This window comes from Olsenella sp. oral taxon 807 (assembly GCF_001189515.2).
GTDB lineage: Bacteria > Actinomycetota > Coriobacteriia > Coriobacteriales > Atopobiaceae > Olsenella_F.
On the sequence record NZ_CP012069.2, the window covers coordinates 2,233,024 to 2,252,350 of the forward strand.

Below are 19,327 nucleotides of genomic sequence, written 5' to 3' on the forward strand. Positions count from 1 at the left end.
GATTGGACTATCATGAGGGGATGACATCCAGTCTGCGTCGTGTGTCCGTGGACTTGGGCCGCCCCTCTCTATGGCAGATTCTGCAATCGAGCGAGTCTTGATCCAAGTTTCCCACCGCAGCCCCCTCGCTTGATTCAGGTCGACGTTAACAGCCTCACCGGACGACGTGCGGGTGCTCGACCGCTCCTACACCGACGGCGGCTGGTGGCTCTTCGACCATAGGATCAACCTCACCGACGAGGTCTTCGCGCTCGCGGGCGAGGAGGCGCCGCGCAGGTGGATGCGCGTCAGGGACGTCGAGGCCCTGCTCGAGAAGGGAAAGGATCCGCTGGACCTGAGACACCGCACGGGGGACGTTCATCTCGGTTGATAATCCGCAGTTGTTGATACCGGCCTGAGACACCGCACGGGGGGACGTTCAACCCAACAGCCCCGTTTTGTCAACTGAGACGGGTCAAGCGATATCAGGGTACTGCGGAGGTCAGGAGAAGAGCGCAGAAAGTATAGATGAGAGGTTTAGGCATGGGATTAACTTGGATTAACAACGACAGTTTTATCACTAAAGAGCTCTATGCACCATTTGTAGTTGAAAAAGATAGCGACTATCTGCCCGACTTATCCAGCCGATACAACATTTTGCTCAACTCTCTGTTAGACCACCGTTGACACGGCCAGCTTATCCTCCCAGTAGGACCAGAACGGCTGCGGCTCCCTCGCGAGGGCGAACCGCGTGTTGTCGTAGCTCCCCGTCGCCGCCTGGCCCGACAGGGTGTCCGCCCTGTCGGCGTCCGACCTCCTCGTCTGCTCGTCCCACAGGAACCAGTCGAGGTAGTGGCCGAGCCTCCTCGTCGAGACCCCCCGAGGCGCGCCAGGAAGCCCTCGGGCCTCGCGTGCATCGCGTCCGCCATGCCGAGCTCGCCGCGCACGGCCTCCCGCGCGGGCGTCGCGTCGTGGCGCGACACGCCGAGCCTGGGGAGCACCCGGGCGTACCCACGGAGGCCGTCGGTCGAGACGGACGTTCCCTCGCCCACGGCCCCCAGGGCCGAGGCCGTACGCCTCGTCGGTCGGCCGGCCCCGGTCCGCGACCTCGCAGAACTCGTCGCCGAGGTCGCCCCCCGCAGACCACGCACACCTTGAGGTTCGATATGCCGCGCTCGCGCACGGCGCCGCCGCAGCGGTGCGGCTCCCGTGGCATCCCCGCCGCCGACCCGGGCCGCCTGCCGGCCGGCGACTCGTCGAGGTACGTGCCGTCGACCTGGCAGGAGACGGTGGGCCCGCTCCCGGACGGCGCAAGGGCGCGGCCCATGACCTCGCAGAGCCTCATTCGCATGAACCAGGACGTGCCCGGGCACACCCCGCAGGCCCTCGCGCACTCCCCGGGCGTCCCGCCCGCGCACGCGTGCTCGACGTAGCTCGCCCAGACGTCCTCCCTGAGCTCGGGGTACCCGAGCAGGCCCATGGTCTTGCGCGAGAGGGTGCGGCCGCAGGACCCGCGGGCCCACCTCTGCGACCCGTCCCTGTCATGCCCCTTGCGCACGAGGTGCGTCCCGCCGCACCTGGGGCACGCGTCCGGCTCCCCGCCCGCCTCGCCGAGCTCGGCGAGCACCTGCGCGCGCAGAAGCCCTATGAGCCTCCTCCTCTCGTCGACGCCCAGCCTCCTCGCCTCTTGCAGTATCATGCCAGGCATCCCGCGTCTCCCTTCGACGTGTTTTCTCGCTGACAACATCGTAGCGGAGACGCGAGGCGTCGTCATGTCAACGGTGGTCTAACAGAGAGTTGCTCAAACGGGCACAAAGGTCCGGAGCAGATGAGGAGAGTACCGAGATAATCACCAGATACAAGCAGAAGATCCTTGAGGCACTTAGCAATTATAACAAAGCAGATATTGCGCAATGCTACACAATAATAGAGGGGCTAATTAAAGACATCGGCCATAATCCCCTTGCGGTCGATACGGTAAAGCAATCGAGCGCTTTTCCCGGGAAGCTTGGCAGTGAGGTTCAATTCTTCAGGGGAAGAATTGGCAATCCATCTTGCTCTTATGTGGCGAAAGACATGCTTCATTTGCCGAAAAGCCGAAGAGTGAAAACCGGTAACTATAGGTTCAGCATCCCCGGCAATCCGAGCTTTTACCTTGCAAACTCATCATACGGATGTTGGATTGAGATTGGCTTTCCTTCCTACATCGAGTTCAACGTCGCTCCCGTTGTTCTAGATGAAACACAGAAAGTTTTCAATCTTGCAGTTTCAGTAAGGGACTTCGATTCGATGAATGAATTCGAAAATGACAGGGTTCATTGTTGGCTAAAACTACTCATGTTAAAGATCGCCACGTCGTATCGAATCAACGAAGACAAGAGAACATTCAAATCCGAGTATATTATCTCCCAAGCAGTAATGATCTCTTGCAAAAGAATGGGATATGATGGTGTTGCATATTTTTCCAGAAGAGTGTCAGACGAAGCGTTTGCTTTGTGTGCCATCAATCTCGCCTTGTTTGTTGATTATGATGATGGTGAGTATTCCCCTCTCATCAAGCATATAAAGATGGATAGACCCCTGAACTATTTCGTATTCAAACAGTTGTGTCAATCATTGAAATACGGAGAGTGTAACTCAAGCTTAAGAACAGTAAACAACCCGTATATAACGAACATAGGAGACTACAGCAAGCAATACCCTTATAGAGAGACGGAGTTTTTCGAGTTCGATAAATTTCTGTTCGCTTCATGGAAAAAGGATGAATCTCCTTGGGGTGTGCCTGTTGAGTAACGCATAGAATCAGAAGTACTCGTTTCTTTGTCATACGTTTCTTTAGACGATATGACCCGAACTGAGGGGGTGGAGCCTATTCCGGGTTGGGGCCCCAAGGGAATCTCCCGTGAGCCGGAATGGTTCCGTTGCGGCAGAGGGGCGCCGAGGTGAAGCCATCATGTGCAGAGGTGACAGAGAGGATGTTCTCGCGCGCTAGGCTCAAGGAGCAGTCCTACGACTCGACACTCTCGGTGCTCAGGCTGTCCAAGAAGTACGGCGACGGGCGCCTTGAGGCGGCGTGCACGCACGCGCTGCCGAAGAGTGCATCGCCGAGGTACCGGAACCTGAAAGCGACCCTCGACTCCAATCTCGACGAGGAGCCGAAGGTCCCGGAGGAGGAGACGCCCGTCGTCCCGACGGGCACGTGCGCGGGGCGGAATACTACAAGGAGCTGGGGTGATCGCGATGATCGACGAGGGGATGAGACGCAAGCTGCGCGAGATGGGCATGGGTGAGATAGTGGAAGCCCTTGGCCTGCAGGAGGCTGACCGCACCTGCATGGGGATGCCCCTCAACGAGCGCGTGCGTATGATGGTTGACCACGCCCACGAGGGCAAGCACTCCGCGAGCGTGAGGAGGCTCATGCAGAGGGCCAGGCTGCGGTTTTTCGACGCCGACCCCAGCGAGATGATCTACGACGGCCGCTGCATCGACGGGGTCCTGATCCGAGAGGCGCTCACCTGACAGTTCATGGACAGAGCGCCCAACGTGATAATCGAGGGATGTACGGGCACCGGGAATTATGCTGAGAAACGGATTATGTCGGGGAACGGGCTGCCGCCGCAGGTCATTCGCTCGCGGCAGCCGCGTCCCTTTGCATAACCGAAGAATCCTCCTAGCGTTGCATCACCTGCTTTTTCGACAATGATAGGAGGACTTATGGCAGATCACACCAACTTGGAGGCCCTGATCTCCGATACCCTGGTCGAGATGAGGAGGCTCGGCTATTCCGAGAACACCATAACCGGGCTCAGGAGGATGTTCGCGGCGCTCTCGAGGTACGCCGTCTCGCAGGGACGCAAAGAGTCCGGCGAAGAGCTCGCGATTCGGTTCCCCGATGCGAAGTTCGGCGTCGAGCTCACCCAGCCCTGCCAGGCAAACCCCGGCGGGAGCTACCTCAAGGCCTGGCTACGGGCGATGCGCGTTCTGCTCGAGATGGGAGAATGCGGCCGCGTCTGCAAGCGCATGCCCGGCGATCTCGTCCGAACCGAGCTGCCTGAGGAATCGCGGTCGCTGCCGGGCCCGTCCGACGATGCCAGCCGGCGGGCTGGGCACTCCGAGTCGACCATCTACTCGCGCAACGGCCGCATCAAGCACTTCTTGATCTTTCTGGCAGGCAACGGCGGGACCGACGCCTCGTGCATTACCGAGAGCTCGGCGCACGACTACATCCTCACGAAGTCGTCTAACCACGCCAAGTCGGTGAGGGCGATCCTCACTGCGCTCCGGTGCCTCCCGCGCCACCCGCGCCTGGGGGCACGGCGGGACGCGACCTCTCGCCGAGCGTGCCGAATCCCAAGCCCTGCTATGCCCCCGAGCTTCCCTCCACCTGGACGGCGGACGAGGTGTCGAGGCTGATGAACGGCATCGATCGCGGCAATCCCACGGGGAAGCGCGACTACGCCATGCTGCTCATGGTCGCGAGGCTGGGGCTTCGGGCCTCAGACATAAAGTCGATGCTCATCTCCGACGTCGGCTGGTCGGCGAGGACGATATCGATCACACAGCACAAGACTGGCGTACCGCTGGAGCTACCGCTGCTCGACGACATCGGCTGGGCGGTGATCGACTACCTGCGGGAAGGGCGCCCGAAGGCTGCCACGTGCCCGCAGCTGTTCGTTCGCCAGGTGGCGCCCTTCGACGCGTTCGGCGCAACCGCCAACCTCACCAACATACTCATAAGGCGTGCGCGCGGCGCCGGCATCAGGGCCCCGCGCGACCACAAGACGCTCCACTCCCTGCGCCATGCGTTGGCCAAGCGGCTCCCGGGGCAGGAGGTCCCGATAGAGGACATATCCCGCATACTCGGGCACGTCGACAGGCGCACTACCAGCATCTACCTCCGCATGGACGTCGACTCCCTGTCCGCATGCGCGCTCGATCCGGCGGTGATCGCATGACTTTCGCCAAGATCACGTCCGCCTATGTCGCGGAGAGGAGGGCGGTGGGCCTCAAGTGCGAGAGGGACGACAGGGTCATGGCGAGGATCGCCGCCTTGCACGGCGAGCTCGGCTGCCCCGAGGACGAGTTGCCGAGGGCGCTCGTCGAGGCCTGGATCGCGAAGCGCCCCGGGGAGTCGGAGACGACCGGGCTGCGCCGGATCGGACAGGTGCGTGGGCTCGCCAACTACATGATGCGCGCAGGCTACGACGCCTACGTCGCACCCGGGAGGCGGGGCCGTGCCGACCGCGGCACCTACGAGCCGCACATCTTCACAGACGCCGAGCTCGCATCGCTGTTTTCCACAGCTGAGGCTATCGCGGGCGGCGATCCGGCCAGCCGGCGCGCGCAGGCCGCGAGGCTGCTCAGACTGCTCTATTCCTCCGGCCTCCGATGCGGGGAGGCATGCTCGCTGGCCAAGGGCGACGTCGACCTGGAGGCGGGCATCCCGGCGATCCGCCACGCCAAGAACGGCAAGGGCCGGCTCGTCCCACTGCATCCCTCCATGACCCATATGCTTCGCATATTCCACGACACGGCCGCTTTGCGGCATCCCCAATACGGGGGTCATGGGCTGTTCTGGTCCCTGCCCGAGGGCAGGCCGATGACCACGGGCTTCGTGTACCGTTTCTTCAGGAAGGCGCTGTGGGCGGCGGGCATATCGCATGGTGGCCGGGGCAGGGGGCCGCGCGTCCGTGACCTCCGCCTCGCGTTCGCTTGCCATAGGCTGAGGAACTGGGTCAGGGAAGGGGCCGACGCCGATGCCATGATGCCGGTGCTCGCCGCCCACGTGGGCCACGCCGACATCCGCCGCGCAGAATACTACCTCCGCCCCGCCGCGGAGATCTGTCCGGGCATGGTCGCACAGGTCGAGCGCGAGTGCGGATGGGTGGTGCCGTCATGACCGACGCCGACCTCGCATGCCACGCCACCGACTGTCTGGGACGCCACCCGGCCGGCGCGACCCCGGTCCCAACACGATAGCCTCGTACCGCGACGCGTCCGGGCTGCCCGTCGACTACTTCGGCGATCATGGCAAGGAGCCGGAGTCGACGTCGACGCCCGATCCGGGCAGACACGCGGTCAGGGGGTTCCTCGAGTGGCCTGCGGCGCGCGGGAACTCCGACGGCACGGCCGACCGGCGACCTCGCGCGACAGGGGCGCTCGCGGGATGCGCGAGGGGGGAGGGCCCCGCCCGGCTCCTGCAGTACCAGCAGGTCCTCGCCATGAGGCAGAGGAAGGGGAAATCTGACGCGATGGTCACGCCAGGCAGGGACGGGCTTGCCGCCATCCTCAGGGACCCTGGGATGTCGACCTCCAGGGGGCGCCGCGACACGGCGCTGCTCACCGTGCCGTGCGACAGCGCCGCGCGCGTGTCCGAGCTCTGCGGGATCACCCTTCGAGACCTGAGGTTAGACGACCCCGCCGTCGTGACACTGCGCGGTAAGGGCCGCAAGGTCAGGACCGTGCCACTGATGCATGCGACTGCCGGCTTGCTAAGGGAATACGTATCGGAGGCCTATCCCGGCCTCGGTCCCAGGGACCTCGACAAACCTCTCTTCCCGAACCCAAGAGGCGACCATCTGACCAGGGCCGGTGTCGCCGACATCCTAGCCAGGCATGCAGACGGGGCGAGGAAGTCCGGTGCCGACATCCCCGAGGGTGTGTCGCCCCACTCGTTCCGGCATCAGAGGGCGATCGATCTGCTGGAGTCGGGCGTGAACCTCGTCTACATAAGGGATCTTCTCGGCCACAGGAGCGTCACGACCACCGAGATCTACGCGACCGTGAGCACGGCGAGGAAGCGCGAACTGCTGGAGAAGGCCGCAACGGCACCCAGGGTCGGGGAATACCCCGACTGGACAGCCGACAAAGACCTCATGGCCTGGCTCAAAGCTCTCTGCTGATATGGGGTTATGCAAAGGGACGCGGCTGCCGCGAGCGAATGACCTGCGGCGGCAGCCCGTTCCCCGACATAATCCGTTTCTCAGCATAATTCCCGTTATGGAAAGTTTTCCATAACGGGAAGAGCTACCTCGCCTGCCGCATGGTCAAGCAGGCCTGCAGGATGCGCAGAAGCGCGCGCTACATAAGGCTGCCTGACCTGCTGATGGAGCGCGACGAGCTTGCCGTCACCGAGCACTCCGACGCCAAGATGCTGAGGAAGTACGCCCGCTACGGGCTACCCGTGATCGACGAGTGGCTCACGGAGGACGTCGACGACGTGGCCATATGATTCCTGCTGGAGCTGGTGGAGCGCCGCTACACGGACCGGTCAACGGCCCTCTGCACCCAGTCCGACGACCTCGTGGCGGCCATCGACGCCGCGGCGGGCCACGGGCGCGCCAGGCCCCGGGGGCCACCGGGCGGGCCGCCACCTCTGGGTCCGGGGCCGCCTGCGAGGCGGCGAGGAGGCCCTCGATGGCGGGCGCGTGCCCGACGTCGCGGCCGGCGAGCGCGACGGGGGCGGGGCCGGCCCGGCGGCCTACGAACGCCTCGCCCGCAAGGGGGCGAGGCTCCGTGTCGCCCGGCCCGGGATCTCTCGCGGCGCGCGCCGCCGCCGGCCGCAGGTGCTCCCCGGCGGGCTCGCCACTGGACGGGTGGGGCACGCGTGGCACGCCCAGGCAGGCCGGGCACCTCGCCGAGCGCCCCGGGGCCGGGTGCGCGGGCGGGCGCGCGCCCAGCCGTCAGTCGATGCGCCAGGCGAGGTTCCCCGCGGCGTCCCCCCGGCCGTGCGGCCCGGGAAGGTGCCGCGGCGGCGGGTCGCCCGACCCGCGAGCTTGTCCAGCTCGCGAGGGCGGGGCCGCCTGGGACCGCCGGGCCCGTCCTCCTGCCGCCCGACGCGGGCGGCGCGAGGCTGCTCTTCCAGGTCATCTCGGAGTCCCACGGGAGGCAGTCGCTCGTGACAACCACCAACCCGGGGTCCGGCAGATGGGGGGCCGCCCTCGGCGACGACCGGACGGCCGTGGCGGCCGTCGGCCGCGTCTGCCACCACGGGAGGCTGCCCCGGTCCGGGGGCGAGTCGCGCCGCGCCGGGCATGCGCCCGTGTCGGGGAAGGGGGCGGCGCGTCGGCGGCGGGGGATGGCGTCGTGCCCCGGGGCACCCGTGGCGACGTCGCCGCCCCCGGTGACCCCGGACGCGCGTCGCGTCACGTGTCCGACGACGCCATGCCCTCGGCAAGGTGCGACGGACTCCCCCGTGACGGGACAGTCGACCTGTGGATGGAGGAGGTGCGCCGTGACGGCCCCGATGCGCTGGGGTTCGTCTGGTGCGAGGCCGTCCTCCGACCGGATGGCGAGCCCCCGGGGCCATCGGACTGGCGACCCTCCCGTCTCGGTCGGGCGACCAGGACGGGAGGCACCGGATTTGGGCGACAGACGCCCAAATCCGGTGCGAACTCTGCTCAAATCCTGGTGCGATTTTTGCTCAATTCTAACAGTCTAGATAACGGGTGATAAATCTGCTAGGTCGAGCTGTGGAAACGCGCGTCGGTCATGAGCAAATGGCGGACCACCCTTTCCGTCTCGGGCCATCTGTCCCGAGCCTGGTTGACCCTGAACAGGTAGACGTACCAGTTCAGGTAGCTCTGCAGGTTCTTCGGGTCCATGCCCGTGAACCGCCACAGATAGCGCTTCAGCCACGAGCACAGGTTGTTGACGAGCGACATGCGCTCCAGGTACACCGGGTCGCCGACGTCGGCCCTGTAGGCTTCGTGGGTTCCCTTCACGGCTCTCACCAGGGAGTCGTGCGACTTCTCCTTGTCTCCGACGATGGTCGAGCCCTCCGCTATGTGGGATTGAAGCCCATCCCTGATGCGCTTGGCCGAGGGCTTGCCGTGCCCGCACACCACCGCGACCGGGTTCTTGTGCACGTCGATCGCGACGGCTATGCAGAGCTTCTGCTTGGACAGGCCCCGCTTCCGCGCCTCGCCGTAGCCGTGCGCGAGGTCCGTGTCGTTGACGTAGGTCTCGTCGATCCAGACCCTGTCCTTGAGCACGATGCGCTCCTGGCAGCCGTCGACCGCCGCGAAGATGCGGTGGCGCCACTCCCAGGCGGTCTGGTGCGTCACCCGGCATGTCTCCGCCGCCGCGTCCAGCGGCACGTTGAACCTCATGAGGTTGACGAAGCCGACCCAGGTCGCAAGCTCTTTCCTGCAGTGCTCGAGCACGGTTCCCGTGAGCGAGTTGAACCGCGTACCGCAGCTCTCGCACCGGTACCTCTGCAGCCCCGACTCGCTCCAGCCGTCCCTGGACGGCTCTGCCGCGCCGCAGCTCGGGCACGCGGGGTCCGGTCGGTAGAGTGCGGCGGCCTCGGCGTAGGTGCCGAATCCGTACTCGTCGCGGCAGCGCCGCTCGTCCACCGCCGCGGCGAGCTCGGTGAACTCGTCGTCAGTCATGGCGGCCACGCGCGCCGCGCAGGCGTTCTTCTTGGGCATGGCGATTCCCGTCCGCCCAAGCGCCCACCCGATCGGGAATTGTCGCCAAGCAAAGAAACCGGGTGGGCGCCTAGGCAATTTCTTTGTTGGCGAGACGATGGTATCACGGGACCGCCGGAACCCCGCCCGGGTATCACCCGTTATCTAGACTGTTAGATTGCTCAATTTAACCTGACTTCCCGTCACTTCCTTAGCCCACTGGACGCAGGGCCGGATCGCCGCCAGCCCCGAGAACCTGCGCCTAGCTGCTGAAATGCCTTGGCCGTCGCTTGCGTGCGGCGGCCACATCTGGTATCATGTGGCATAAGGTTTTCATTTATTCCACAGGAGGCGGGCATGTACATCAGCCACGACGTCGTGGACGGCAACGAGTACGCGACGGTCGTCAGGTCCGTGAGGGACGGCGCAAGGGTCACGAAGGAGGACCGCGTGTACCTGGGCCGGGTCGTGGACAGGGCGCGCGGGGTGTACCGGAGCAAGGCCAGGGGCCTGTTCTCCTACGACCTGGCGACGGGCGAGTTCGGGCCCGCGCCGGAGGGCGTCGAGGGGCCGAGGAGGCGCAACGCCCGCGCCGCTCGCCCGACGCTCGCCGTGTCGTTCGGCGACGCGTTCCTGCTGGACTCGTTCCTGCGCTCGAGCGGGCTGATGGCCTGCGCCGACGCGTGCGGCCACGCCGAGCCCGACACGGTGCGGGCGCTGCTGGCGTTCTACGTGCTCACCGGCCTCGCCAACCGCCACGCCGGGGACTGGTGGGAGCTCACCTACGCGAGGCTCCTCTACCCCAGGGCCAGGATGGCCTCCCAGAGGGCCGGCGAGTGCCTGGCCGACCTCGGCAGCGAGGACGCCAAGCGCCGCTTCGTGGGCGAGTACCTGGCCCTCGTCGGCAGGCGGAGGGAGGCGGCCGCAGGCGGGCGCGCCGACGGCATCCTCATCGACTCCACGGGGCTGCCCAACTCCTGCCGCCTTCCCGTCACGGCCGTCTCCAACCACAACGGCGAGGTCAGCGAGGAGGTCCGCCTCATCTACGTCGCGCAGCGCGACACGGGCATGCCCCTCTTCTTCCGCCACGTCGCCGGCAACGTGATCGACGTCTCCACCGTCACCCGCACCATCGCCGAGCTCAGGGCGATGGGCGTGGACACCAGGTTCGCCGTCCTCGACGCAGGCTACCACGCGAACGCGAGCGCCGACGCGCTGATGGGCGCGAGGGTGCCCATCCTCGCGAGGATGAGGCCCAACCTCAGGGCCTACAGGGAGGTCGTCGCGGGGCACCTCGACGGGCTCGAGGCCAGGGAGAACGCGGTCATGCACAATGGCAGGCTCGCGTGCGTCAAGTGCGTCCCCTGCGCCCTCGGCTCCAGGGGAGACCGCAGGGGCTACGCCTACCTGTGCCTGGACGCCGCCATGCGCCGCGAGCTCGAGCGCGACGCCGCCAGGAGGGCCGCCGAGGGCGGGCTCTCGGGCGCCGAGGCCCACGACTCGATGGCCTCGAGGGGCGTGTTCGTGCTCGCCGGCACCAGGAGGATAGCCAGGGGGAAGCTGCTCCCCCTCTACTACGCCCGCGACCGGATCGAGAAGGTCTTCGAGATCGCCAAGCAGGGCGGCAAGGCCCTGCCCGTCTGCGTGCGGAGCGAGGAGACCTTCAGGGGGCACCTGCTCATGTGCCTCGTGGCCACCGCGGCGATCAAGATGATGTCAGACGTGCTTGCCTCGCGCAAGACCTCGCTCACGGTCGAGTCGATGCTGAGGATCCTGCACGAGCAGCACGCGATAGAGTACGACGGGCGGCTGGTCACCACCGAGCCGGTCAGGAAGATGAACGAGGCGTACAGGGCCTTCGGGATCAGGTGCCCGGACACCATCGGGCTGCCAGTTGTGGGCTAAGGAAGTGTCGGGAACTCAGGTTTAACTTGACAAAACACAGGAGAAGAGTGCGCCCCTCGCCAGGACCAAGCACGTATGGCCGGGGAGGGAGGCGAGCCCCGCGGGGGGCGAGAGAGGAGGCGCGCGCTGTCGAAGGAGCGCCCCGGGACCGCCCGCGCCTGCGCGACGAGGGAGGCGTCGCGGGCGACCTGCGACTGCGGGGCCAGGGACGACGCTGGGTCGGGGCCGAACGCCCTGCGCGGCCGGGTCACGCGCCCGGACGTCCCCCGGACGAGGACGGTCGCCAGGACCATGCGGGAGCGCAGGGCCGAGATCCCGGGCCACTCCGGCCACGGGCCCGCCAACGCCGTCCCCGGGGGAACGAGCTCGGCGGTCCAGTCGGCCAAAAGGCAGGCACGAGGGCTCGGTAACTTGGAGTACCTCGAGACCATCATCTACCCGAGACTAGGAAAGCTACGTTTTCCCAGACGTCCCTCTGTGCTACCCACTAAAAACCGCGAGGAGCCCAATGTTCTTTGTCGAAACTTGCATATATATTAACATGTGGTATTATATATACAAATGGAAAACGCGCACGACATAGCATCCGGTTACACGACCTCGCAGGCGGCGAGGCTCCTAGGCGTAGGCAGGCACGAGGTGGCGAGGCTCGTGCGAAACGGCATCCTCCGCGCCAGGAAAACCGACTCCGGCACCCTCGCGATCGATCCCGGCAGCGTGCACACCCACGAGGCGCTCTCGCAGTTCAAGGGTAGGCCATGGAGCCCGCAGACCGCCTGGGCGGCGCTTCTGGCGATAGGCGGGGACGACGTCTCCTGGCTCGAGTACCACAAGAGGCGGCGCCTGCTCCTGAAGCTCAGGGAGATCGGCGCAGGAGAGCTCATCTGGCTCGCGCGGAACAGGATGGAGGCGAGGAGGTACCTTGTATCGCCGTCGTTCGAAGACGACGTGCGGAAGGCGCTCGTGGCCACGGGGATGGCCTCGGTCCTTGCAAACGACCTCGGACTCGCGTCGACGGCCCCCGTCTTGGATGGGTATGTGGTCGGGATGACTGCGGAGGAGCTAGAGCACGACTTCTTCCTCGTGGAGGACGCGACGGGCTCGTGCACCGCGAGGTTCGCGAGCGACCTGCCCGATTCACTGGCTGATGCCACAGAGATGCCTGCGGCGGTCGTGGCCGCTGACCTGGCGATGTCGGTCGACGCGCGCGAGCGCAGGTGCGGGCTCGACTACCTGGAAGGGCTCCTCGATGGAATGCGCTGAACTGAAGGTATCGAAGCTCATGAAGCCATGGGATGTCGTCATAGAGCTCGGAGACGGCCTACCGGAGGGCTCATGGGCGCTCGTCGGCGGGCTCATGACGCAAGCCCACGCGATGATCGCGGGATGCCAGTCCCGCGCGACCGTGGACGTCGACGTCCTGGTCGACGTGATGGCCTCGACCCCCAACATATCCACCGTGATAAAACAGCTTGAAAGTATGGGGTTCGCCCTCAAAGAGCCCGGTTTGCGCGGCACCGCCTTCCACCGCATGACGCGCGGAGCACTCGTCGCCGACATCTTGGTGGCCGACCACCTGCCTTCGGGCAAGGCCAGGTCCGCCAAGGTCAACGGGTGGCCGATGATGGAGATCGCAGGCGGGGCCCAGGCGATCGAGCGGGGCATGGACCTCGCGCTGATCCACGAGGACGGCTCGACCAGGATACGCATACCCGACCTCCTGGGAGCGCTCGTCCTCAAGAGCGCGGCATACTGCGCGGACAGACGCGACAGGCGCCGCCACCTGGACGACATCGCGCTGCTCGCGAGCCTCGTCACCGACCACAAGGGCTGCATCGAGCGGCTTCACGGATCGGACAAGAGGCGGCTGCGGACGGCCGCGAGAGCGCTTTTCGACCCCAACAGCAGCTCCTGGACGCGCCTGAACCCCGAGAAGCGCAAGGCGGGGCAGTTCACCCTCGCCGTGCTCACCCGATGAAGGGACGGACAAGGGCGCGCGTTCGTCGCCAGGACCACCGATGGGCGCATGCGTGACCGGGTCGCACTTGATTCCGGAAATGCCAGCGAATACGACCTGAAGATCTCCTCGAACAAAGACGGGTTTGCGTCTAGTCATGCAAACGATACCGCCGTGCGCTCGTTGCACCGCTCACCGACACGAACTCAAGCTCCGTTAGCCCGCGTAATAATACGTTAGTCTGAGAGGTCCCCATTTTAATTCCTTGGGCTATTTCTGCAGTTCTTGAAGGCCCGTTGGCTTCCAGATAATTCAGCACCGCCCTCTGCGCGTCCGTCAGCGAATCATCGCCGCGCTTCGACGGTCTTCGACGGTCTTCGACGGTCTTCGACGGCGCTTCGCCGGCCGAATCGGCAGAGACGAGCGGCAGGGTGAGCGTGGTGCGGTCTGGGCCGTAGGCGACCTCGTAGCCCGGCTCGGCGTACCCGGCCCATGCCCAGCCCCCGAAGATCTTGTCCATGCCGCTGCCCGCGCGCTCGCCGATCTCCACCATCGCGAACATCCTCATCATGGTCTCGTTGCGCGGGTCGGTGCTGCCGGGCTTCTTCGCCTCTTCGACGGGCATGCGGAAGTCTCCGGGGTTTGCGATGGTGATGGCCTCGTCGTCCCACACGCACACCACGCCGCGTCGGTCGAACCAGTTGGCGTTGGTGAGCGCGTTGACTATCGCCTCGCGCAGCGCCTCGTGGGCGGGCGTGTCGTCCACGCGGTCGACGCCGTCCAGGCGGAAGGGCACCTTGAGCGCCGCCTTGAGCTTGTTGTACACGCGGAAGTAGAAGTCGTATACGTTGCCCGTCCAGTCGCCCGGCTGGCTGGTGAAGCGGTCCTCCCAGCGCGTGTCGTGGCCCGTCTCCTGTCGATAGTCCAAGAAGAAGTGCGGGAACTCGTAGGTGATCCAGCGGTCCTCGCCGAACATGAGGAGTCCGGCGCGTGTCGGACGTAGCTCGCCGTTCTCGTTCACGCGCAGCGCCCCGATGTCGGTGAGGAAGGTCTCGTCGTCGGCCTTGCCCCACACGTGGCCCTCGTTGCGCTGGTCGAATCGGCGTCGATAGGCCGCGACCGTCTCGCGATTGATGAACTCCACGCGAGCGCTCTCGGCGATGGCTGCGTCCTGGCTCGAGGTGTCGGAGTCGCGCAGCATCGAGAGCACCTCCTCGCGCTTGCACTGGTGGTCGCCCGTATGCGTGCGGCGGAAGGTGCCGCCGAAGATGCTGTTGTCGATGTAGACGGGCCTGGTGCAACGGTCGACCCACGGAACGCGAATGACCACGATGTCCTTGCCTTCCACGGTCTCCACGGTGGCATCTGCGTCCTTCATGAAGCGGGCGGAGAGCTTGTCCTCGGAGAGCGCCGCGTTCCAGAAGTCGTCGAGCACCTTCTCGGCCTTCGGGATGCCATGCACTACGAAGCTGCCATCGTCCCTTGCGCTCGGAGACGCCCAGCACGATGACGCCGCCGGCCGTGTTGGCGAAGGCCGAGACCGTCTCCCACGCGCTGCGCGGAAGCTCGCCCTGCCCGTCACGCCCAAGCGCCTTCTTCGCCTCCAGGCGGTTGCCCTCCCGGTATGTCTTGAGTTCGTTGAGGTCGAACATGTAAGCCTCCGTCCGTCCTATCTCATTCTTGCTCATCATTTGGCTTTTGCGCCGAGAGAAGCCTATCGGTTAAGTGGCCGAATATCGCCCTGTCAATCTTGGTCTTCATGATGCGCATGTTGTCGTACCGTTCGGCATTTGCCTGGAGCCACGCTCCAATATCCGTCGAATCTATGGAAACACTGATTTATTCAAGTCTCGCCGGAGTCGCGCAGCAGCGGGATCCGGGCCCTGGCAGCGGCCTGTGCCTGTGCCTGTGCCTGGGCCGTACGCATGCGGGCCAGGCGCCCGGGCATCTCCCTGTCCTCCGTGCCCAGCGCCACCGCCGTCTTCGACCCCGCCAAGCCGTACCTCCCGTCCTCGCCCCCCGCCGGCGGTAGCATGCCACACCTGCAGTCCAATTACTTCGTGGATATTATACTGGTCGGTTACATCCCGATACACAAGATCGGAGAGGGACGGCCTTGCACAGTGACCAAGGGAATCGTTCTGATGGCAGAAGGTTATGCGAAGTCGGTCTACCGCCTGAGCATTCTCATGCCGGCACAACTTCGCATAACCGACGCCTTCTCATAACGGTGGAAATGAGTGAACACGAGAAAGGAAAGTGGCTGTCAATAGTTATACACTTCTGTTAAACTTCTGCCATGACGCACTTCGACGACATATACGAGATAGCGGCGGACAACTATGGCCTCGTCACCTTCGCCGAGGCGCGGGAGGCGGGCGCCACGGGCGGAGAGCTCGGCCGCTGGGTCGCCCAGGGAAGGCTCGAGCGCAGGGGGCGCGGCACCTATCGCCTCGTGAGGCGCACCCCCACCCCCCTACGACCGCTACGCCGAGGCCGTCGCCCTCGTGGGGCCCGGCTCCGTCGTGTGGGGCGACTCCGTCCTCGCGATGCTGGACCTCGCCTACGAGAACCCGCCCGTCGTCTACGTCGCGTTCGCGAGGCGCGTGCGAAGGGCGCTCCCCGCATGGGTGAGGCTCGTGGGCGAGCACGTGGACGAGCGCACCGTCTACGAGGGCGTGCCCTGCCAGGCGCTCCCCGAGGCGATCCGCGCGTGCAGGGGGCACGTCCTTCCCGAGCGGCTCGCAGACGCCGCGCGGGATGCCCGTGCGCGCGGGCTCATCACCAGGGCGGAGGCGGCAGAGCTCGAGGAGGACATGGCATGAGCGGGCGCAAGAGGCCCAACAGCAGGCGAAACCTGGACATAGCGAGAGCATTTCACGGGCATGATTACCGCGCGTCACGCGACATCCGAGAAGCCAGCATGCCGCCCATGCGAAGCCACCGCAGACCCGCGCACACCACACCACCAACGCAAGCGCCTCTGTACGCGGCACGCAGGCCCCGCAGTAACCACGCCGAAGTATTCCCACGCGCTGCCACCACGCAAGACCCCACCCCATCTCGCCTTGTCCACGAAGACTCGCCCACAGCCCGGTCGGCGCGAGGGCCGCGAAAACGTACCCTAAGGCCGTCCCGTCACTCGTCTTCGGCCTTGATCGACTCTGCATCGACGTACTCGAACGTTACGTAGTCGCCCAGATCGAGGAAGCGAACTCTTTCAGCTCTGCCAGCGCCTGCTCCAGGGTAACTCCTTCGATAAGGATGTCTATGTCGCGCGTCGCCCGTGCGCCTATGGTGCGAGCAAGCATGCTCTGCCCCCTTTGGGGGGAGGAGAGCTTGGGCTGCTGAACACCCGACACAGCAGGCGATGGAGGTAGAAGCCGCAGCGGCGCGTCCCGTATCCATGCTCGAGGCTCTAAACGTGGCGGTAACCGCCATCTCGTGGGCCTCGGGGGTCTTGTACCCCATGTCAGGATCCCCCTCGTCCAAACAGGGTCATGCGGACCCGCCCTGCCGCCCTGGCGCTGCCACAGGCGTCTATAGGGTAGCGGAGCCTACCCTCGTCAAGTCCCGCCTTCCTCGCATCGGCGAGCGCATCGCGCACAAGCGAGGGATCCTCGCCGAGAAGTACGAGGTCGAGGATCGTCCGCTTGATCCTCGTGACGGGCAGGCCGTTCTTGAAGATGACGTCGTCGCGGAGGAGCTCGCGGGCGGCGAAGGTTACGCCTGGGAAGCGGGAGTGCACTCGCTTGGGGCGATCAGAACATAGGGGCTCAGGTAGAAGTCCCCGATGCCATGGATGCTCGCGGCGGTGGTGCCCCCTGCCACGATGCCGTCCCAGGCGCTTGGCTGGACCCTCTCGTGCGTGAAAAGCGAAGGGGCGGTCAGCTTCCAGATGGCCTCGAGCTCGTCGGTCTCGACCGAGGGGACGCCCGCCATGCGGTAGGCGTCGTGCATCACGCGCAGGAGCCTGCCTGCGACGCAGGCCTTCGCGAGGGCGTTTCTCGGCACCCCGAGGCGCTTTACCTGCGCGGTCATGAAAATCCTCTCGGAGGCCGAGAGCTCGCTGGTGGTCTGCATGTGGTCGCTTCCATCTATGGTACGGTTGTATCGTATTTCGATACTTTTGTGGCTCATGTTTACCTGACAAGCTTCCTGACGTCTGAGCGTTACTGTTTATATCACCTGACTTTGGTATTTGGCTCCCATTTATGGTGCTATGAGGCCCCCTTGCAACGCCTCCCGTTGGGCGGGGAGACCTTACCCTCGCCCCGGAGCATCCCGAGCGTGCAGGACGAGATCGCCTTGACGTCGCCCTTGCTGAGGTTGAAGTGCAGCAGGGGCAGGCCGGTCCTGGCGGCCAGCTCCTCGATGATCGGGGTGCGCCTGGACACGTTGACGTACCTCCTGTCGGAGGCCTGGCACACGTCGAGCCCGCGGCAGAGGCCCATCACGTCCTCTGAGGAGTACCGGCCCCCGAGCACCTTGACCTGCAGGAGCCTCACGAGCAGCACCGCTAGGTAGCAGACGAGGAAGTGGCCGGTGATCGTGCTCTGCCTCTGCAGGTAGACGGGCCTGGCGTCGAGCTCGGACTTCATGACCCTGAAGCTCTCCTCGATCCTCCAGAGCCGGTGGTAGGTGCCGTACACCTCGCGGGGCGGCATCGAGGTCTCGGAGGTCACGAGCATGTTGTACCCGGCGACCGACCTCGCCTTCCGGATCGCGTCGTGGTTGAGGGTCGCGACGACCCTGGTGTCCTCCCTGACCTCGCCCTCGCCGTCCACGGGCTCGAAGGTGACGTACCTGGCGCTGTCGCCGTACTCGGACCTCCTCGCCGCCGCGAGCCTGAGGGCCCTGGCCTTCTCCACCTGCCTGTCGATCTCGCGGGTCTGCTTCCTCGCGAGGGCGGGGCTGTAGGTGACCACGCGCCTCTCGGGCAGCGCCACCACCCTCCTCCTCCCGCCGGCGTCCGTGACCCCGTACTCGAAGTCGCCGGTCGACGCCTTGTGGCTGAAGGCGACGCCGCCCCGCCCGTCGGGCACGTCCTGCCAGCCCTCGTCCGAGAGCGCCCAGGCGCGCTCCCTCGCCGGGAGGGCCTTGACCGACTTCGAGAAGATGTAGCCGTCGCCTGACAGCACGGCGTCGACGACGTTGTCCGCGCAGTCGGGGCCATTGTCGGCGACGCGCACGGTCCGCCCCGATATCGCGTTTCTCTCCTTCAGCTGGCTGATGCACCTCTTGAGCTGGGGCCTCTCGCTCTCGTTGCCGGGGAACACGCTCATCGCGATGGGGACGCAGTCGGCGTCGAGGAGGAGCCCCATCCCCACGATGGGCTCGGGCCTGTGCTCCTTGGAGGGGCCCTTCCTCCCGGGCTGGTCCTCGCGGCCGATCTCGAAGCAGAAGTTGGCGCGGTCGAAGTAGGAGGTCGTGGTGTCCCGACCGAAGAGGCCGCCCACGCGGGCGTTGTAGATCTCGACCACCTTCTCGTACTCCTCACCCAGGTAGGCGAGGCCGTCGTAGAGCTGGTCGAGCGTGAATCCCGCCTCGACGCCCTCCATCTGCGGCAGCACGTCGTGGAAGGTCCTCGACTTCGAGCAGGGCGCCACCGCCCGGGCGAGGACCAGGCAGGAGAGCAGGTCCGCGAGCGAGAAGCGGAAGCCGCTCGGGACCTGCAGGAAGGCGAGGTCGCCCCTGACGCCGAGCGAGTCGTCTATGGCCTTGAGGGCGAAGTGGCCGAGGTGCCTCTCGGAGGGGGCGTCCGATATCTCGCGGACCCTCCCCCTCTCCCTCTCGGCCCTGCGCTCGGCGTTCATCGAGTCGACCTCGGACCTGAGGTGCGCGATCGGGTCGGCGATCCCCGACTCCCTGAGCTCGTGCTCGTAGCCCACCGCCCTCACGGACCTGTTGACGGTGTGGCCCCGCCCGGGGTCCCAGTGGCTCTCGTAGATCTGGAGATAGAGCCCCTTCTTGTTCCTCGTCCTCTTTAGGAAGTAGGCCATCGTCGCCTCCTGTCGGGTGAAAGCGCTATAACACCATAGCACCATATATATATCCTACCAGAGACGCCCTTGTC

The 19,327-nt window shown here is 65.5% G+C and carries 22 protein-coding genes and 2 pseudogenes; 15 read left to right on the forward strand and 9 right to left on the reverse strand.

From position 1 onward, the window contains the following. The first annotated feature begins 172 nt into the window (after window positions 1-172). Entirely contained in the window at window positions 173-370 is a 198-nt protein-coding gene (locus ADJ70_RS09540) for a hypothetical protein (RefSeq protein WP_050340926.1), read from the forward strand. Between the two features lie 306 nt (window positions 371-676). Here ADJ70_RS09540 and ADJ70_RS14695 read toward each other — a convergent pair whose 3' ends face one another. Beyond that, entirely contained in the window at window positions 677-1,687 is a 1,011-nt protein-coding gene (locus ADJ70_RS14695; protein ID WP_157051491.1) for a hypothetical protein, read from the reverse strand. A gap of 89 nt (window positions 1,688-1,776) precedes the next feature. On the opposite strand from ADJ70_RS14695, the gene ADJ70_RS09555 reads away from it, so the two are divergent. From ADJ70_RS09555 to ADJ70_RS15695, 8 genes are all read left to right on the forward strand, one after another. After that, on the forward strand, window positions 1,777-2,772 hold the full coding sequence (locus ADJ70_RS09555) for an RES domain-containing protein (protein WP_050340930.1): 996 nt from the start codon (window positions 1,777-1,779) through the stop codon (window positions 2,770-2,772). 438 nt (window positions 2,773-3,210) lie between these two features. Next, window positions 3,211-3,498 (forward strand): hypothetical protein, encoded by a 288-nt coding sequence (locus tag ADJ70_RS09565; protein ID WP_157051492.1) that lies wholly within the window; start codon window positions 3,211-3,213, stop codon window positions 3,496-3,498. 195 nt (window positions 3,499-3,693) lie between these two features. After that, window positions 3,694-4,392 carry a hypothetical protein gene (locus tag ADJ70_RS09570; protein ID WP_050340936.1) on the forward strand — a complete coding sequence of 233 codons (699 nt, stop codon included), beginning with the start codon at window positions 3,694-3,696 and terminating at the stop codon, window positions 4,390-4,392. After that, the gene (locus ADJ70_RS09575; RefSeq protein ID WP_050340938.1) at window positions 4,392-4,934 is read left to right on the forward strand and encodes a tyrosine-type recombinase/integrase; all 543 of its coding nucleotides are present in this window, start codon (window positions 4,392-4,394) and stop codon (window positions 4,932-4,934) included. Before ADJ70_RS09570 ends, ADJ70_RS09575 begins: the two co-directional genes overlap by 1 nt. After that, window positions 4,931-5,878 carry a tyrosine-type recombinase/integrase gene (locus ADJ70_RS09580; protein ID WP_050340939.1) on the forward strand — a complete coding sequence of 316 codons (948 nt, stop codon included), beginning with the start codon at window positions 4,931-4,933 and terminating at the stop codon, window positions 5,876-5,878. Before ADJ70_RS09575 ends, ADJ70_RS09580 begins: the two co-directional genes overlap by 4 nt. 16 nt (window positions 5,879-5,894) lie before the next feature. Further along, entirely contained in the window at window positions 5,895-6,881 is a 987-nt protein-coding gene (locus tag ADJ70_RS09585; protein WP_050340941.1) for a tyrosine-type recombinase/integrase, read from the forward strand. A 161-nt stretch (window positions 6,882-7,042) separates the two neighbouring features. After that, window positions 7,043-7,210 (forward strand): hypothetical protein, encoded by a 168-nt coding sequence (locus ADJ70_RS09590; RefSeq protein ID WP_253273167.1) that lies wholly within the window; start codon window positions 7,043-7,045, stop codon window positions 7,208-7,210. A gap of 375 nt (window positions 7,211-7,585) precedes the next feature. Beyond that, entirely contained in the window at window positions 7,586-8,419 is an 834-nt protein-coding gene (locus ADJ70_RS15695; RefSeq protein WP_172674478.1) for an ATP-binding protein, read from the forward strand. A 19-nt stretch (window positions 8,420-8,438) separates the two neighbouring features. Here ADJ70_RS15695 and ADJ70_RS09595 read toward each other — a convergent pair whose 3' ends face one another. Continuing rightward, window positions 8,439-9,410 carry an IS1595 family transposase gene (locus ADJ70_RS09595; protein ID WP_050340945.1) on the reverse strand — a complete coding sequence of 324 codons (972 nt, stop codon included), beginning with the start codon at window positions 9,408-9,410 and terminating at the stop codon, window positions 8,439-8,441. Window positions 9,411-9,746: 336 nt separating this feature from the next. On the opposite strand from ADJ70_RS09595, the gene ADJ70_RS09600 reads away from it, so the two are divergent. The 4 genes from ADJ70_RS09600 to ADJ70_RS09615 all read left to right on the forward strand — a co-directional run bounded on the left by ADJ70_RS09600 (window position 9,747) and on the right by ADJ70_RS09615 (window position 13,272). Further along, a complete protein-coding gene (locus ADJ70_RS09600; RefSeq protein ID WP_050340947.1) occupies window positions 9,747-11,294 on the forward strand; it encodes a transposase in 1,548 nt (515 codons plus the stop codon). 75 nt (window positions 11,295-11,369) lie between these two features. Continuing rightward, window positions 11,370-11,834, forward strand: coding sequence for a transposase (locus ADJ70_RS15700; RefSeq protein ID WP_050340949.1), 465 nt, complete (start codon window positions 11,370-11,372; stop codon window positions 11,832-11,834). A gap of 21 nt (window positions 11,835-11,855) precedes the next feature. Then, window positions 11,856-12,557 (forward strand): helix-turn-helix domain-containing protein, encoded by a 702-nt coding sequence (locus ADJ70_RS09610; RefSeq protein WP_050340951.1) that lies wholly within the window; start codon window positions 11,856-11,858, stop codon window positions 12,555-12,557. Continuing rightward, entirely contained in the window at window positions 12,544-13,272 is a 729-nt protein-coding gene (locus ADJ70_RS09615) for a hypothetical protein (RefSeq protein ID WP_050340953.1), read from the forward strand. Before ADJ70_RS09610 ends, ADJ70_RS09615 begins: the two co-directional genes overlap by 14 nt. A gap of 130 nt (window positions 13,273-13,402) precedes the next feature. Here the strand turns inward: ADJ70_RS09615 and ADJ70_RS09620 are convergent, their stop codons facing one another. The 3 genes and pseudogenes from ADJ70_RS09620 to ADJ70_RS09625 form a co-directional block, all read right to left on the reverse strand. After that, entirely contained in the window at window positions 13,403-14,713 is a 1,311-nt protein-coding gene (locus ADJ70_RS09620; RefSeq protein WP_050340955.1) for an ATP-binding protein, read from the reverse strand. 76 nt (window positions 14,714-14,789) lie between these two features. Next, window positions 14,790-14,942, reverse strand: a pseudogene (locus ADJ70_RS15365) (hypothetical protein); the annotation flags it as partial. A gap of 152 nt (window positions 14,943-15,094) precedes the next feature. Next, window positions 15,095-15,286: a hypothetical protein gene (locus ADJ70_RS09625; protein WP_050340957.1), complete on the reverse strand. Its 192-nt coding sequence runs from the start codon at window positions 15,284-15,286 to the stop codon at window positions 15,095-15,097. A 264-nt stretch (window positions 15,287-15,550) separates the two neighbouring features. On the opposite strand from ADJ70_RS09625, the pseudogene ADJ70_RS15705 reads away from it, so the two are divergent. After that, a pseudogene (locus tag ADJ70_RS15705) lies at window positions 15,551-15,649 on the forward strand (hypothetical protein); the annotation flags it as partial. Between the two features lie 127 nt (window positions 15,650-15,776). Then, window positions 15,777-16,076 carry a hypothetical protein gene (locus tag ADJ70_RS15370; protein WP_253273168.1) on the forward strand — a complete coding sequence of 100 codons (300 nt, stop codon included), beginning with the start codon at window positions 15,777-15,779 and terminating at the stop codon, window positions 16,074-16,076. A gap of 360 nt (window positions 16,077-16,436) precedes the next feature. Here the strand turns inward: ADJ70_RS15370 and ADJ70_RS15500 are convergent, their stop codons facing one another. The 4 genes from ADJ70_RS15500 to ADJ70_RS09645 form a co-directional block, all read right to left on the reverse strand. Beyond that, window positions 16,437-16,562, reverse strand: coding sequence for a hypothetical protein (locus ADJ70_RS15500; protein ID WP_256381285.1), 126 nt, complete (start codon window positions 16,560-16,562; stop codon window positions 16,437-16,439). A gap of 161 nt (window positions 16,563-16,723) precedes the next feature. Beyond that, a complete protein-coding gene (locus tag ADJ70_RS15110) occupies window positions 16,724-16,999 on the reverse strand; it encodes a hypothetical protein (RefSeq protein WP_216597254.1) in 276 nt (91 codons plus the stop codon). Continuing rightward, window positions 16,975-17,334: a type IV toxin-antitoxin system AbiEi family antitoxin domain-containing protein gene (locus ADJ70_RS15115; protein WP_216597255.1), complete on the reverse strand. Its 360-nt coding sequence runs from the start codon at window positions 17,332-17,334 to the stop codon at window positions 16,975-16,977. The genes ADJ70_RS15110 and ADJ70_RS15115 overlap by 25 nt, the downstream gene beginning before the upstream one ends. A gap of 137 nt (window positions 17,335-17,471) precedes the next feature. Then, window positions 17,472-19,253, reverse strand: a complete 1,782-nt coding sequence (locus ADJ70_RS09645; RefSeq protein WP_050340962.1) for an IS1634 family transposase — start codon at window positions 19,251-19,253, stop codon at window positions 17,472-17,474. Between the last annotated feature and the right edge of the window lie 74 nt (window positions 19,254-19,327).